Source organism: Streptomyces sp. NPDC101160, from assembly GCF_044768205.1.
In the GTDB taxonomy this organism is placed as follows: Bacteria; Actinomycetota; Actinomycetes; order Streptomycetales; family Streptomycetaceae; genus Streptomyces.
The window spans coordinates 512683-526427 of sequence record NZ_JBIWPJ010000005.1; the positions used below are offsets into that span (position 1 = coordinate 512683).

16 protein-coding genes are annotated in these 13745 nt (G+C 71.8%); 7 read left to right on the top strand and 9 right to left on the bottom strand.

Annotated features, from left to right (window positions below; translation table 11 throughout):
• Positions 1-39: 39 nt before the first annotated feature.
• On the bottom strand, positions 40-327 hold the full coding sequence (locus ACIRSU_RS18560) for a hypothetical protein (protein WP_403793322.1): 288 nt from the start codon (positions 325-327) through the stop codon (positions 40-42).
• A 203-nt stretch (positions 328-530) separates the two neighbouring features.
• On the opposite strand from ACIRSU_RS18560, the gene ACIRSU_RS18565 reads away from it, so the two are divergent.
• From ACIRSU_RS18565 to ACIRSU_RS18575, 3 genes are all read left to right on the top strand, one after another.
• Positions 531-986, top strand: coding sequence for a DUF6578 domain-containing protein (locus ACIRSU_RS18565; RefSeq protein ID WP_403793637.1), 456 nt, complete (start codon positions 531-533; stop codon positions 984-986).
• A 322-nt stretch (positions 987-1308) separates the two neighbouring features.
• Positions 1309-1716, top strand: a complete 408-nt coding sequence (locus ACIRSU_RS18570) for a hypothetical protein (protein WP_403793323.1) — start codon at positions 1309-1311, stop codon at positions 1714-1716.
• Between the two features lie 91 nt (positions 1717-1807).
• Complete coding sequence (locus ACIRSU_RS18575) at positions 1808-2098, top strand: hypothetical protein (protein WP_403793325.1); 291 nt, start codon at positions 1808-1810, stop codon at positions 2096-2098.
• 106 nt (positions 2099-2204) lie between these two features.
• Here the strand turns inward: ACIRSU_RS18575 and ACIRSU_RS18580 are convergent, their stop codons facing one another.
• A complete protein-coding gene (locus ACIRSU_RS18580; RefSeq protein WP_403793327.1) occupies positions 2205-2918 on the bottom strand; it encodes a DUF4253 domain-containing protein in 714 nt (237 codons plus the stop codon).
• Positions 2919-2962: 44 nt separating this feature from the next.
• Here ACIRSU_RS18580 and ACIRSU_RS18585 point away from each other — a divergent pair, with 44 nt between their 5' ends.
• Complete coding sequence (locus ACIRSU_RS18585) at positions 2963-3538, top strand: DUF4231 domain-containing protein (RefSeq protein ID WP_403793329.1); 576 nt, start codon at positions 2963-2965, stop codon at positions 3536-3538.
• Here ACIRSU_RS18585 and ACIRSU_RS18590 read toward each other — a convergent pair whose 3' ends face one another.
• Positions 3539-3988: a lamin tail domain-containing protein gene (locus ACIRSU_RS18590; protein ID WP_403793331.1), complete on the bottom strand. Its 450-nt coding sequence runs from the start codon at positions 3986-3988 to the stop codon at positions 3539-3541.
• Between the two features lie 144 nt (positions 3989-4132).
• Complete coding sequence (locus ACIRSU_RS18595; protein WP_403793333.1) at positions 4133-4906, bottom strand: GntR family transcriptional regulator; 774 nt, start codon at positions 4904-4906, stop codon at positions 4133-4135.
• A gap of 300 nt (positions 4907-5206) precedes the next feature.
• Between ACIRSU_RS18595 and ACIRSU_RS18600 the strand changes: the two genes are divergently transcribed.
• Positions 5207-5431: a hypothetical protein gene (locus tag ACIRSU_RS18600; protein WP_403793335.1), complete on the top strand. Its 225-nt coding sequence runs from the start codon at positions 5207-5209 to the stop codon at positions 5429-5431.
• Between the two features lie 41 nt (positions 5432-5472).
• Entirely contained in the window at positions 5473-5730 is a 258-nt protein-coding gene (locus tag ACIRSU_RS18605; protein ID WP_403793337.1) for a DUF2277 domain-containing protein, read from the top strand.
• An 88-nt stretch (positions 5731-5818) separates the two neighbouring features.
• Here the strand turns inward: ACIRSU_RS18605 and ACIRSU_RS18610 are convergent, their stop codons facing one another.
• The 5 genes from ACIRSU_RS18610 to ACIRSU_RS18630 form a co-directional block, all read right to left on the bottom strand.
• The gene (locus ACIRSU_RS18610) at positions 5819-6517 is read right to left on the bottom strand and encodes a DedA family protein (protein ID WP_403793339.1); all 699 of its coding nucleotides are present in this window, start codon (positions 6515-6517) and stop codon (positions 5819-5821) included.
• 540 nt (positions 6518-7057) lie between these two features.
• Entirely contained in the window at positions 7058-7507 is a 450-nt protein-coding gene (locus ACIRSU_RS18615; RefSeq protein ID WP_403793341.1) for a DoxX family protein, read from the bottom strand.
• A 110-nt stretch (positions 7508-7617) separates the two neighbouring features.
• The gene (locus tag ACIRSU_RS18620; protein ID WP_403793342.1) at positions 7618-8268 is read right to left on the bottom strand and encodes an HNH endonuclease family protein; all 651 of its coding nucleotides are present in this window, start codon (positions 8266-8268) and stop codon (positions 7618-7620) included.
• A 630-nt stretch (positions 8269-8898) separates the two neighbouring features.
• Positions 8899-9570: an HAD family hydrolase gene (locus ACIRSU_RS18625; RefSeq protein ID WP_403793344.1), complete on the bottom strand. Its 672-nt coding sequence runs from the start codon at positions 9568-9570 to the stop codon at positions 8899-8901.
• Between the two features lie 270 nt (positions 9571-9840).
• Positions 9841-10602 carry a peptidoglycan-binding protein gene (locus tag ACIRSU_RS18630; RefSeq protein WP_403793346.1) on the bottom strand — a complete coding sequence of 254 codons (762 nt, stop codon included), beginning with the start codon at positions 10600-10602 and terminating at the stop codon, positions 9841-9843.
• Positions 10603-11619: 1017 nt separating this feature from the next.
• Between ACIRSU_RS18630 and ACIRSU_RS18635 the strand changes: the two genes are divergently transcribed.
• Positions 11620-13692 (top strand): DHA2 family efflux MFS transporter permease subunit, encoded by a 2073-nt coding sequence (locus ACIRSU_RS18635; protein ID WP_403793348.1) that lies wholly within the window; start codon positions 11620-11622, stop codon positions 13690-13692.
• Positions 13693-13745 lie beyond the last annotated feature (53 nt).

Consider the following 13745-nt stretch of genomic DNA (forward strand, 5'->3'; position numbering starts at 1 on the left):
GCGGCTGCCTCAACGGGCCATGTGCGGGCGCCACCTCCTCTACTTGGCCGGCACCGCCCATTCGACGGGCGCGTCGGCGCTCTCGGGGGCGTAGGCGATGGTCTCCGGGCGGCTGTTACCGGGTACGGGGTACACGACCTTGCCGCGTACGCACTTGCCAGGGGTCAGCTTGGTCTCGATGGGGAACTCCGGCTTGGGGAAGTCGTCCCAGGTGCTGCCCGATGGTTCAACGCGCGCGCCGTCGGCGTACGCAAGGGTCCACGGGGACGTGGTGGCGAGGAAGATGCCCTTTGTGCTGCACACCTTGAGCTCGAGGGCGGCCCACACGTATCCGGGGTTACCGGTCTCTTCGGCTGCGGAACCGACGGACTTGATCCCCTGCTGGTAGCTGAGGGCGGTGCTGGTGCCGCTGACGCCAGCCTCGGGGTCGTACCACCTGTGCGCGGCGCCGAGATTCAGGGGTGCGGCCGTGGTCGGCTCGGGGGTGGCGGTGGGGCTCGTGCTGGCGGTGTCGGTGGCGGTAGTGCTGGCTGGCTTGTCCGCAGGCTTCTCGGCAGTGGGCGTGTCGTTGCTGCCGCAGGCGGAGACTCCGAGGAGCAGGGCAGCCGCGAGAGGAGAGCTTCGCGCCGGGGGACGTTGTCTTGTGGACGCTGCTGGAGGTCGATCCGGAGGACTACGCCGACGTCGTCGGTAGCGAACGTGCGGATGAGATCGACTTTCGCGAGGAGCACCACGGCCAGGAAGAGGGACACGCACCCACCTCGTTAGAGGTGGTCTCGATCGTCGAGGTGCACTGCTGTTACGGGGTACCCCCGGGCGCCACAGATAAGGTGAACTACCCCGTTCCGGAGACGACCGTACTGGTACCGGTTGAGAAGGCGGACGGGTGGGCGAAGGCCAAGCCGGACGTCAAGTTCGCGGGCTACCTGGTGACCGCCCACCGTGTCACCGACCTGCCGGAAGGTGCGGCTGCTCGCGGTCAATGAGGGCCCGGCGGCACGCGTGCCAGATGCGTGCCAGATCGAGCGGTCAACCACGGTCGCTGGAGGGTCGCTGCGGCGTCCACAGATTGTGACAGCCGCCCCAGCGCGCAGAGGGGATGAGCTGCCAGGACGGATCAGCTGCGGGCGCCAGGCTTACAAAACAGATGTCGGCGGTTCGAAACCGTCGGCGCCCACCAGTGCAAAGGCCCCTGCAGCGTCTCGCTGCGGGGGCCTTTGACGGTAGTGGCTGACGGTAGCCCAATTCGTCACGTGGGTTGCTTCGCCGTTCAGGGCGGTTGTCAGTGCTTCGGCGTACCTTCCCGCCATGGCGAACAGACCCCCTGAGAACTGGCGTGCCTGGATGGCGGAGGTGGCCCGCGATGTCGAGGCTGGGATCGTGGGGCCCGAGTGTGTCGGCGCGGCGGAGATGTACCCGGAGTCCTTGCTGAGGGCCACGGATGCAGTGCTGGTGGCGTTCGAGGCTGAGGTGGGCGGGCTTGTGGAGCTCTCCGACGAAGAGGTCTTCGGAGCGGTCGAGAGGGTTGTTGTCGCGCTCAACGGTGTCGACGGGGACGCCAGCCATGGCGGGGTCGGCTACTGCACGGAGGAGCGGGAGCAGCTGTGTGAGTACATCGATCTCACCTTGGGTGAGCATGGTGTGGACGTGGCTGCTCTGGCGGCGAGGAGGGGTATCAGTCGTGCCGAGATCACGGATGCCTGGCGAGATTGGTGAACGGGCTTTCTCGGCTTCCGCCGATGCCTGAATGCGTGGGACAAGTCTCCGGGCTCCGGGCTCCTGCCCATGCAGCGGCATCATGAGTTCTATGACTTCTGGGACCGGCTCAGCGCCGATCGAGAGCACTCATGCCACGGTCGCCGTCGAGGGCAGGGGGCTCCGCTTCACGTGGGATGCCGATGCCCGGATCGAAGTGCGAAACCTCGGGGGCGAGGTCGTCATCGAGGCGAATGCTGCAGGTCTCAGGACGCTTGCAGGGCATCTGATGGTGCTGGCCGGCGAGGGAGTTCCGGATGGAGCCCATCTCCACCTCGAGGACGGCAACGGACTGGAGGACGGGTCCGTCGGCCTGGTTCTGGAGCGCAGCGACGAAGAGTGAGTGGCCCTGTCGTATGCGTTGGGGTTGTCCCGCCGATAAAGAGGCCCCCGACCGGTCCCGGTTTGGGGGCCTCGTCGTGCCTGCTGCCCTGGTGGTCCCGGGGCGGTCAGTCCCACCAGAAGTACCAGCTGCCGGCGAGTAGCTGGCCTGCGGCGAGGGCCTCCAGGGAGCCGACGCCCTGGTCGACGATGTCCGGGCAGTAGGCGTAGTGCTCCAGGGTGGCGGTCGCTACCGCTTGCGGGGTGGTGGGGCGGTGGTGGACGAGGAGTTCGAGGATGTCGTCTTGGAGGGTGACCAGTTCGGCGCCGTAGTGGGTGTGGAAGTGGCGGAGGACGGAGCGGTGATCGGCGCCGGTGAGGTCGTAGTTGCAGGCACCCGGCCAGTTGAGGAGGGCGGGGACGTCGTGGCCGGCGGGGGCCTGGACGAGGCAGAGGGTCGTGCGGGACTGGCGGATCGCGGAGATGTGGGTGCCGCCGACCCGGGTGAGGTCCACGTCGGCGGCGATGTGGGCGGCGAGGGCGTGTACGGCATCGGCCGTCACCTCTGCCGAGAGGAGGTCGGGGTTGTCGGGGGCCGTGCCCTCGGGCGCGAAGTCGGGGCGCAGGCCGATCAGGACTCTCGCCAGGTCGTCCGGCTCGCCGGCGAGGACGGGCCACCATCCTGTGCGCTCGTGCAGCAGGCGCAGGTCGCTCCACAGCCGGAACGCGTCGACGCCGTCGACCTCGCCCACGTACACGGGCGTGCCGTCCATCGCCGTGGCCGCCTCGCGGAGCGGGGGCAGGGCGCAGAGCTGCTGGAGGTCGTCGATCGTCATCGCCATGCGGCCACCGTAACGACCGGGTCCGACAGTGCCATACTCCCCGCATGGAGAACATGGGGGACGGGCCCGAAGTGCAGCTGCATGACGGGGAGATGACGCCGAAGGCGTACGTCGACGAGCGGCTCGGGCAGTACCAGGCGTGGTACGACCGCAAGGCCACCAAGATGAAGGCGATGCATCTGAGGATGCGGACCGTGTCGGTGGTCGGGGGTGCGCTGGTACCCGTGCTCGTGAATCTGGATCTGGGGTTCGCGCGAGTGACGGCGACCGTGCTGAGTCTGGTCGTGGTGGCGTCGGTGTCGCTGGAGAGCGTGTACCGGTTCCGGGAGCAGTGGAAGAACTACCGGTCGACCGAGCAGCTGCTCGGGCATGAGCGGGTGTACTTCGCTGCGCGCGTGGGGCCGTACCAGGGGAAGTCGGAGCGGGACGCGTTCACGACGCTCGTCGCGCGCGTGGAGAAGGCGATCGCGAGCGAGAACTCGGCGACGCTCAATGTCATGACCCTGGGCGGGCAGGTCAACTCCGAGCTGCAGCAGTACGGGCTGCCCTCGCAGCGCGAGGGGAGCGCCGGTGACGCCGGCAACGCCAGCAACGCCAGCAACGCCGGCGTCAGCGCCTGATCAGCACCAGACGTAGTCGACCCGGGTCGAGTTGTACGAGCAGGTGTCCACCCGCGTGCCGTTCGACTTCTTCAGGGTGGCCGTGTCCCGGTCGTTGTTCCACACGTACGCGGCGCGGCCCTGATAGAGATGCGCGGCGGTGTTCGTGCCGCGGCCGGTGTGGACGGTGACGGTCTTGCCCCTGCCGAGGGTGAAGTTGCCGAAGGTGTACTTGTGGCTGGACGCGTCCGTCAGCGTCCAGCCGCGCAGGTTGACCGCGTAGGCGGTCGTGTTGGCTATCTGGACCCACTCGCCGTTGAGGCTGGTGTTGGAGCGGGTGTCCGTCCCCGGGCTGTCGTAGTAGATCTTGTAGAGGTGGACGGAGCCTGCGGCCTGGGCCTGCGAGGGGAGCAGGAGCAGGCCTGCCGCGGCGGCCGTGGCGGCAGCGGCGATCGTGCGCGTACGGAACATGGGTGTCCCTCAATCACGGGTCAAGTGGCGTTCGGTGAGCGCGCGTCGGGAATCGTCCCCCGTTCAACCATCCCTGACGCGCTCACAGAATACGCACGTTCTTCACGCCTTCTCCGTGAAAGGAAGGGAATCGGCCACTGGCCGTCAGGCGTCGAAGTCGTACTCCAGGACGTACGACGACGCGTCCAGCGTCATCTCGTTCAGCTCGACCGCGACTCCCGCCTCCGTCACCGCCGTTCGGCCGATGAGGATCACCGGCGTGCCGAACTCCAGGGCGAGCCGCGCCGATTCCTCCGAGGAGGGCATCCGGCAGCGGATCTCCTCGCGGAAGCGGGTCGGACGGTGGCCCAGTTCGGTGAGGCGGGCGTAGGTGCCGCCGGGGCCGGTGTCCGGTTCGGTGATGGGGGTGCCCTCGGTGAGGGCGGCCGGCAGGTACGAGACGGAGAGCAGCACCGGCCGGTCGTCGAGCACGAAGCGGCGGCTGCGGACGCAGACCGCGGCGTCGGGGGAGTCCAGGCCGAGCACCCGGGCCACCCGCGCGCCCGCCGGCGCGGCCGGGGTCACCTCGATCTGGTCGACGACGAGCGCGCGGTCCTCGATGTCCGCCGACCACACCGAACGGCCGCTGCCCCAGTGCTCCCGGGCCAGCCGAGGGATGCCGCGGCGGCGCAGCGGGCGGAACGAGCGGACGAAGACCCCGGCGCCCTTGCGGGCCTCGGTCAGACCCTCGTTGCGCAGGACGGACAGGGCCTGACGGGCGGTCATGCGGGCCACGTCGTACGTGGACATGAGGTCGTTCTCGCCGGGGAGCCGGTCCCCCGGCGCGAAGGTGCCCGACTGGATCGCTGTTCTCAACTCGTCGGCGATGCGCTGGTACTTGGGCCGACGACCGGCGTCCTGGTCGGTCTGGTCAGTCATGGGTGGACCACTCCCTTCCGTCTGCGGGACACCCTAAGGCCCGGTTCTCGCGGCTGGTGCACACGTGTACGCGGGCCCGCGCCGCCGATCCGTCCTTCGGGGGACATCTCTAGAGATGCGTTGACAGAGGGGGGTCTCGGCGATTCTCTGGGTGTATCTATCTGATCTCCGCGAATGGATGGATGGCGGATGCGGGATGCGGGATGCGGGATGCCAGATGGCGGGTGGTGGGTGGCGGATCGTGGGTGGTGGGTGACGGACGGATGGACGGTTGGATGGACGGTTGGACGGGAGGGATACATGCAGCCAGTGCCCGAGGTCGGTGACCTCGTCCGGGACACGGCCACCGGGAAGGTGGGCTTCTACGTCGCCACCGTCGCCGGCCGCTTCCTGATCCGCCCTGTCCACGGCGGCCACGAGTGGGAGGCCGAGCCCGTCGACGTCCAGCCCGCCACGCCCCTGCGCGAGCTCCGGGCCCGCGCCGCCGAGATCAACGCCCGCAGCCGGCGGGCCTGGGAAAACTGACGCGGCCTGGCATTGTCAGTGGTGCGCGCCACACTGGAGGCATGTGCCGAAGCATCAAGACACTCCGCCCGCCCGCGCTGTCCCACGAGGCCACCGAGGACGACATCCGCGCCGCCGCGCTGCAGTACGTCCGTAAGGTCTCCGGCTTCCGCGCGCCCGCCGCCCACAACCGGGAGGTGTTCGACCGCGCCGTGGAGGAGATGGCGGACGCCACTGCCAGGCTTCTGGCCGGTCTCCGGATACGAGGGGCTCACCCGGTCAGACCGGAACCGGTCGGATCGGAGCCGGTCGGGTCGTAACCGGGCGGGTCGGAGTCGGTCGGGTCGTAACCGGGCGGGTCGGAGCCGGTCAGGTAGTAACCGGTCGGTCGGAGCGGGTCGCAGCCGGTCAGGCCGCAGGTGCCGGAGTCGCAGCCGGACGCCGTATGACGAAGGCCGCGAGCGAGCCGACAAGGAACAGCGCCAGTACTGGTACGCAGGCGCCGAGCCAGGTCGCGCCCAGCCAGCGGCCGCCCAGCCAGCCCAGGCCCACGCCGTAGCTCGCCCAGATCACCGCGGCCAGCGCCGACCAGGGCAGGAAGTCGCGCAGCCGGCGCCCGGTCGCGCCCGCACCGAGGGAGACGACCGAGCGGCCGGCGGGGGCGAAGCGGGCGAGGACGACGAGCAGGCCGCCGCCGCGGGCGAGCGTCTCGCCGAGACGTTCCTGCGCGGCGGTCAGGCGGCGCGAGCGGGCGACGGCCTGGCCGAAGCGCGTTCCGCCGCGCCGGGCCAGGTGGTATGCGGCGAGGTCGCCGAGCATCGAGGCGGTGGCCGCGCAGAGCAGCAGCGCGAGGAGGGAGGGTGCGTACGGGGCTGCCGCGCCGGCCATCGCGGTCGCCTTCGCCGCGACCGGGACGGAGAGCGGGGCCGGGACGGGGGCGGCGGCCGAGGCCCCGGCTGCCGCCGTGGCGGCCGTGACGACCAGGATTCCGCTCGGCAGCACCGGCAGGAAGACGTCGAGCAGGATCGACGTCGTCACCGCCGCGTAGATCCACGGGCCCGCGGTCAGCGCCTGCAGCGACCACCCCGTGCCGTCGAGCACGTTCACAGCGCCAGAGCCTACGCGGGCAGCCGTTCGGGGGCGGCGACCGGGGCCGGGAACCGGCATCGCGGGCCCGGTCCGGGTTCCGGTTTCGGCCCGCGCGTTGGTTTTGGGCCCGGTGCGGGTTTCGGCCCGGCCGCCGGTCTCGGCGGGGGCTTCGGCTCGGGTTCCGGGCGTGGGCCTGGGAGGCGGTGCTGGCTTGGGGCCCGGCGCTGGCCTGGAACCCGATGCTGGCCTGGAAACCGACGCTGGCCCTGGCTTGGCCTCGGTCTCGGCTTCGGCGTCGGCCTGGCCTCGACCTGACCATGGGCCCCCGGTCTGGCCCCGGTCTGGCCTCGGCCTCGGCCTCGGCTTCGGCGTCGGCCTGGGCCTGGCACCGGCCCTGGCCTAGGCCCCGGTCTGGCCCGGGCTCGGGCCTGGGTCTTGCCATGGCCTCGAACCCAGACAAGGCCCGGCCCGGCCTGACTGGCCAGGGCCCGGACCTCGGCCCTGGCCTTGGCCCCGGCCTGGCTTCGCCTTGGCCCCCGCCCGTAGACCTCTCCGTCGTTACGCGGTCACGGCCGCGTTCTTCTCCGGCTGCTCCGCTCGCTGTCCGGTGAACAGCGTGTCGAGCGCGAACGCGCCCGGGCCCGTGAAGACGAGGAGGAGGAACGCCCAGCAGAACAGGGCCGCGCCGTCGCCGCCGTTCTGGAGCGGGAACAGGCCTTCGGGCTGGTGGACGGAGAAGTACGCGTACGCCATCGAGCCGGAGGCTATGAACGCGGCCGCGCGCGTGCCCAGGCCCACCAGGACCAGGACGCCGGCGACCAGTTGGATGACGGCCGCGTACCAGCCCGGCCAGCTGCCGGCCGGTACCGTGCCGCCGCCCATGGCGCCGCCGAGCACTCCGAAGAGCGAGGCGGCGCCATGGCATGCGAAGAGCAGGCCGACGACGACCCGGAACAGTCCGAGGGCGTAGGGCTGGGCCTGGTTGAGACGGCTCGCAAGCGCATTCATGGGGGAGGACTCCTTCGGCCTTGGGGGGACGGTGAACCGATGAAGACCTTAGGTTAGGCAGCCCTCACTAGTGCTTGCAAGTTCAACATTCGGACGCTCGTGGGCGAGACCTAGCAGCCGTTGAGGATCGACTGGAGCGCGCTCTTCTCCGCCGAGTCCACGCTGAGGTCGTAGTAGTACTTCACCTGCACCCACATCCGGGCGTACGTGCAGTGGTACGCCGTGCGCGGCGGCATCCACTGGGCCGGGTCCTTGTCGCCCTTGGCCTGGTTGACGTTGTCGGTGACCGCGATGAGCTGCGGACGGGTCAGGTCGTTGGCGAAGCCCTGCCGCTTCGTGGTGGTCCAGGTGTTGGCGCCCGAGCGCCACGCCTCGGCGAGCGGGACGACGTGGTCGATGTCGACGTCGGAGGCGAGGGTCCAGGTGGCGCCGTCGTACTCGGAGTACCAGCTGCCGCTCGTGGCCGCGCAGTTGGCGTCCGTGGTGACGTTGACGCCGTCGCGCTTGAGCACCACCTCGCGGGTGTTGCAGGTGCCGTACTGGGTGATCCAGTGCGGGAAGAGGTCGCGGCTGTAACCGGTGGTCGAGCCGGCCGGCTGGACCGTCAGGGCGGCGAGGTAGCTGCGGGCGGTGGCGGCGTCGACCGGGGTGGGCGGGGATGCCTGGGCGGCCGGGGCGGTGGCGAGGAGACCGGTGACGGTCAGGGCTGCGGAGGCGGCGAGCGTGGCTATTCGACGCGCGTAGACACTGGCGGCGGACATGCGAACTCCCTTGGTGTGGGGGCCGGTGCCGGGTGGTCGGCCCGGTCATCGTGGCGGCGCGACGTTTCCGTCGGGGGTGCGCCAGGTGACAGCGTGGCGACATGTGCACGTCACATCAAGGGGTGGCGGGTGCGGAGGTGTGGTGAAGGTGTGGCGGGGTGGCAGGTCTCGTGAGGGGGCGCCAGTTCCCGTGTGGAGGTGGGAGGTTGGTGGCTGCGTTGGGTCGGCGCGCGCGGGGTCGCTGCTCGCGCAGGCCTCTGGGGTGCGGTGTTCTCGCCCTTGTCGCGCGCGCGGGCCGCACCTGCTCCGGGAGGGTGGGTTTCAGGGTAGGGCGGGGGCGGCGGCGGGCGCCCCGGGTCCGGGCAGGGGTGAGGCCGGGGCGGGGCTCAGGGCCGTGACGGGCCTCGTGGCCGGGGGCAGGTCCCGGGATGCCGGATCGAGGGCAGGGGTGAGGGCGGGACGGGCCTCGTGGCCGGGGTGGCGTTGAGGTCGGGGGCAGGTCCCGGGATGCCGGATCGAGGGCAGGGGTGAGGGCGGGGCGGGGCTCCGGTGCTGATCGAGCGGAGAGGTCAGGCCGAGGCGGGGTCAGGGGCCGCCTGGGGCCGCCCCGGGTCGAAGGGTTCCTCGGGGTTACTCGCCCGCGAAAGTGAGGGTGATCGTGCCGTCGGCCGCGGCCTCGATCCGTACGCCCGTCAGGTCCCCCACCTGTACGTCCGGGCCGAACGCGGCTGCCCGCGGGCCCACGCCGACCACTCGCATGCCGGCGGCGCGACCGGCCTGGATGCCGGCCTCCGAGTCCTCGAAGACGACGCAGTCCTCGGACGCGAAGCCCAGTTCGGCGGCGCCCTTCAGGAAGCCCTCCGGGTCCGGCTTGCTGGCACTCACGTCCTCGGCGGTTATGCGGGTCACGGGCATCGGCAGTCCCGCCGCGCCCATTCGGGCCGCGGAGAGGGCCCGGTCGGCCGAGGTCACCAGGGCGTGCGGGAGTGAGGTCAGTGCGGCCAGGAACGCGGGGGCGCCGGGGACCGGGACGACGCCGTCGAGATCGGCGGTCTCCTCGGCCAGCATGACCCGGTTGTCGGCGTAGTTCTGCTCCATGGGCCGGTCCGGCAGCAGGACGGCCATCGTGGCGTACCCCTGACGGCCGTGCACCACCGTCATGACCTCGTCCGGGTCGAGCCCCTGCCGCTCCGCCCAGCGGCGCCAGCAGCGCTCCACGACGGCGTCGGAGTTGACGAGCGTGCCGTCCATGTCGAGGAGCAGGGCACGGGCGGTGAGCGACGCCGGGGTGGTGGCGGTCATGGGGATCTCCAGGAGGGTGGTCGGAGATGAGGCGGTGCGAGGCCGTACGGATCAGCGCGAAGCGGTACGAAGCGGTCCCGCCCGCCGGTCAGGGGGTGCGGGCGGGGCCACTTTGTTTCTCTACGATACAAAACGCTGCGCCGTGACCGCCACCCACGTCCGCATCCCGGACCGCGCCGGTCCGCCAATCCGCCAATCCGCCGGTCCGTCGGACCGCCACGCCGCGGGGCTTCCGGGCTTCCGGGCCTGCGCGCCTCCGCGCCTGCGGGCCTACTGGCCGTCCCCCTGGCCGCTCGTCACCTCTTCCAGCTCGCGCCGCGTCGTCGGCCCGTACACCCCCCTCGGGTCCTCGGTGATGTCCATGTACGACTGGAAGACCTCGACCCCGTGCTTGACCTTCTTGCCGTACCGGCCGTCGATCGGCCCGCTGTACAGCCCCGCCTCGCGCAGTCGCCACTGGAGGTCCTCCACCTCCGGTCCCGTCGAGCCCATGCTCAGGGTCTCGGGCTCCGGCGTCGCGCTCTCGGTCGGCGCGACCCCGCTCGCCGGCGCCGTGGCCGTCGGCCGGGCCGGGCCGGTCGGCGCGGTGGACGTCGTGGCGGTGGCGGTACGGGTCGCCTTCGGCGACGGCGAGGCGGACGCCGAGCTCCGGCTCGCGGTCGGCGACGCGGACGTGGACGCCGAGGAGGAGGGCGTCGCGGTCGGCGCCTCGGACACCGCGAGGTTCAGGGACGCGCTGGTGGTGACGATGGGGACGTCGGCCCGGTCGTCGGTGCCCTCGTCGCCGCCGATCAGCGCGGTCGCGAGGACCGCGGTGCCGACGACCGCCGCCGCGACCACGCCCGCGATCAGCACGCCCCGGCTCCGGCCGCGACCCCGCTCCTCGTACCCGTCGGGGGCGTACGCGAGGGTGTGCGCCGGCTCGTAGGCGTCGCCGCCCTCGTACCCGCCCGCGGGCGGACGCGCGGGGGCGTACGCGCCCGCGTACCCGGCCTCGGCCCGAGGCGCATAGCCGCTCTCGGCCCCCGCCACGTACCCGGCCCCGCCGTGCTCGGCCGCCTCCCCAGCCCCAGCCCCGGCCCCGTCGTACTCGGCCGCTTCCCCGGCTCCGTACCCGGTCGCTGCCCCAGACCCAGCCCCGTACCCGGTCGCCGCCCCAACCCCAACCCCAACCCCAGCCCCAACCCCGTACTCGGCCGTCGCAGTCCCGGGCCCGTACCCGCCGGCCGCCGTTCCGGCCCCGTACTCGGCGCCGTACCCGGCGCCGTACCCCTCCGCGTACCCTCCGGCCGGGTACGCCGCCTGCACCTGAGTCGGAAGCTCCCCGGGTAGCGCGCCCGGCGCCATGTCCGAAACCGCACCCGGCCCGGCATCCGGCAGCGCGCCCGCAGCCGCGCCCTGACCGGCGCCCGCTCCCGCCCCCGGCCCGTCGCCCGCTCCCGCACCCGACGCCGCACCCGCTCCCGCACCCGACGCCGCACCCGCTCCCGCCCCCGACGCCGCGCCCGGCGGAGCCTCCGGCGGCAACGGTCCCGCCGGGGTCATCGGAACCCCCGCCGTCATCGGAGCCCCCGCCGTCATCGGAGCCCCCGGGCCCCCCGCCGCCCACGGCACGCCCGCCGCTCCCGGCACGTCCTCCACCCCTGCTGCCCCCGGCGCCCCCGGCACACCCGCCGCGCCCGCCCCAGGCGGTACCGGGGTCATCACCGCCGTGTCGTCGTCCGGCGCGCCCAGTGACACGTACGGCCGGATGCGCAGCGGGTCGAAGTCCTCCGCCGCGGCCCGTGCGGCAGCCTGTGCCTGTGTGCGTTCGCAGGCGCAGCCGGGTCTGTGTGCACCGCACTCAGGACAGACGTTTCCGGACATGGTTGGAGCCCCTCCCCAGTCAACTGCGAGCGATTATGCAGCCCGCCCGACACGGCGAGGTGAATGCCTGCACCCCTCCGCAGGCCATAACAGGCCATAACCGTGTGAACCATCCACGATGGATCCACGAAGGACGCGTCCGGAGGACCCGCAGCACCTGCGCACCCGCAGGACCCGGAGGAGATGCCCATGGCCCAGGACACCCACGCTCCGCAGCCCGCCGGAGGCCCCCCACCGGGGGCGGCGCCGGGGGAGAGGCGGAGCCACCGGACCGTCCTCGTGGCGATCGGCGCGCTGCTGCTCGGCCTGCTGCTCGCCGCGCTCGACCAGACGATCGTCTCCACCGCCCTGCCGACCATCGTCAGCGAACTCGGCGGCATGGAGCACCTGTCCTGGGTCGTCACCGCCTACATGCTGGCCTCGACCGCCGCCACCCCGCTCTGGGGCAAGCTCGGCGACCAGTACGGGCGCAAGAGGCTCTTCCAGGGCGCGATCGTCCTGTTCCTCATCGGTTCGGCGCTCTGCGGCATCGCCCAGAACATGCCGCAGCTCATCGCCTTCCGCGCCGTCCAGGGCCTCGGCGGCGGCGGGCTGATGGTGCTGTCCATGGCGATCGTCGGCGACCTCGTCTCGCCGCGCGAACGTGGCCGCTACCAGGGCATGTTCGGTGCCGTCTTCGGTTCCGCCAACGTTCTCGGGCCGCTGCTCGGCGGACTGTTCACCGAGCACCTCTCCTGGCGCTGGGTCTTCTACATCAACCTTCCCATCGGCGTCGTCGCGCTCTTCGTCATCGCCGCCGTGCTGCACATCCCGGTCGGGGCCACCCGCCACACCATCGACTACCTCGGCACCTTCCTCATCGCCTCGGTCGCCACCTGCCTGGTCCTCGTCGCCTCCCTCGGCGGCACCACCTGGGCCTGGGGCTCGGCGCAGATCGTCGGACTCGTCGTCCTCGGCGCCGTCCTCCTCGGCTGCTTCGTCCTCGTCGAGCGGCGCGCCGCCGAACCCGTGCTGCCGCTCAAGCTGTTCCGGATCCGCACCTTCGGCCTCGTCGCCGTCATCAGCTTCGTCGTCGGCTTCGCGATGTTCGGCACGATGACCTATCTGCCGACCTTCCTCCAGGTCGTGCAGGGCGTCAGCCCCACCATGTCCGGCGTGCACATGCTGCCCATGGTGGTCGGCATCCTGCTCACCTCCAACGCCTCCGGGCAGATCGTCTCCCGCACCGGCCGCTGGAAGGTCTTCCCCATCGCCGGCACCGCCGTCACGGCGCTCGGCATGCTGCTCCTGAACCGGCTCACCGAAACCAGCAGCACCCGGGAGATGAGCGTCTACTTCTTCGTCTTCGGCGCCGGACTCGGCCTCGTCATTCAGGTCCTCGTCCTCGTCGTGCAGAACGCGGTACCGTACGCGGACCTCGGCGTCGCCACCTCCGGAGTCACCTTCTTCCGCTCCATCGGCGCGTCCTTCGGCGTCGCCGTCTTCGGCACGATCTTCACCAACCGCCTCACCGGCCAACTCCAGGACGCCATCGCCGGAGAGCCGCTGCCGCCCGGCGTCAGCCCCGACCGCATCGCCGCCGACCCGCGCGCCATCGCCGCGCTCCCGGCCGGCCTCCGGCCCGCCGTCCTGCACGCGTACGCCACGTCCATCACCGACGTGTTCCTGTACGCGGCGCCGGTGGTCCTCGTCGCCTTCGTCGTCGCCTGGTGCCTCAAGGAGGACCCGCTGCGTGGCTCCGTCACCGCGCCCGACGCCGGCCCGACCGTCGCTGCCAACCCCGTCGAGCGCTCCTCCTACGACGAGTGCGCCCGCGCGCTGTCCGTGCTCGGAACCCGCGAGGGCCGCAAACGCGTCTACGAGAAGATCACCGCCCGCGCCGGACTCGACCTGCTGCCCGCCGCCAGCTGGCTGCTGCTGCGCGTACGCCGCCACGGCGCCGTCGAACCCGCCCGCCTGGCCGAGGCGACCCCCGTACCGCTGCGCGCCATCACCGAGGCCGCCCGCCAGCTGGAGGAACGGCGGCTCGTGGCGCGCGAAGGGCTCCAGCTGGTGCTCACCGCGCCCGGCGCGGAGACCGCCGTACGGCTGGCGAAGGCCCGTGAGGACTCCCTCGCCGACCTCCTCGGCGACTGGTGGGGGCCGGACCGGCCCACCGACCTCGTCCGGCTCGTCGAACTCCTCACCGCCGAGCTCGCCGGCTCGGACGCGGAACAGCCCCGCGAACCGGAGCCGCCCCGCGACCACCGCGCCTAGCGGGCCGGTCAGCCGTCGTCCAACGCCGGTCAGCCACCGTCCAACGCCGGTCA

Bases quoted from the DNA above. Each gene is read 5' to 3' on its own strand.
- ACIRSU_RS18570 (WP_403793323.1), top strand. From the start codon at position 1,309: ATGGCGAACAGACCCCCTGAGAACTGGCGTGCCTGGATGGCGGAGGTG.
- ACIRSU_RS18575 (WP_403793325.1), top strand. From the start codon at position 1,808: ATGACTTCTGGGACCGGCTCAGCGCCGATCGAGAGCACTCATGCCACG.
- ACIRSU_RS18580 (WP_403793327.1), bottom strand. From the start codon at position 2,918: ATGGCGATGACGATCGACGACCTCCAGCAGCTCTGCGCCCTGCCCCCG.
- ACIRSU_RS18585 (WP_403793329.1), top strand. From the start codon at position 2,963: ATGGAGAACATGGGGGACGGGCCCGAAGTGCAGCTGCATGACGGGGAG.
- ACIRSU_RS18590 (WP_403793331.1), bottom strand. From the start codon at position 3,988: ATGTTCCGTACGCGCACGATCGCCGCTGCCGCCACGGCCGCCGCGGCA.
- ACIRSU_RS18595 (WP_403793333.1), bottom strand. From the start codon at position 4,906: ATGACTGACCAGACCGACCAGGACGCCGGTCGTCGGCCCAAGTACCAG.
- ACIRSU_RS18600 (WP_403793335.1), top strand. From the start codon at position 5,207: ATGCAGCCAGTGCCCGAGGTCGGTGACCTCGTCCGGGACACGGCCACC.
- ACIRSU_RS18605 (WP_403793337.1), top strand. From the start codon at position 5,473: ATGTGCCGAAGCATCAAGACACTCCGCCCGCCCGCGCTGTCCCACGAG.
- ACIRSU_RS18615 (WP_403793341.1), bottom strand. From the start codon at position 7,507: ATGAATGCGCTTGCGAGCCGTCTCAACCAGGCCCAGCCCTACGCCCTC.
- ACIRSU_RS18620 (WP_403793342.1), bottom strand. From the start codon at position 8,268: ATGTCCGCCGCCAGTGTCTACGCGCGTCGAATAGCCACGCTCGCCGCC.
- ACIRSU_RS18625 (WP_403793344.1), bottom strand. From the start codon at position 9,570: ATGACCGCCACCACCCCGGCGTCGCTCACCGCCCGTGCCCTGCTCCTC.
- ACIRSU_RS18635 (WP_403793348.1), top strand. From the start codon at position 11,620: ATGCCCATGGCCCAGGACACCCACGCTCCGCAGCCCGCCGGAGGCCCC.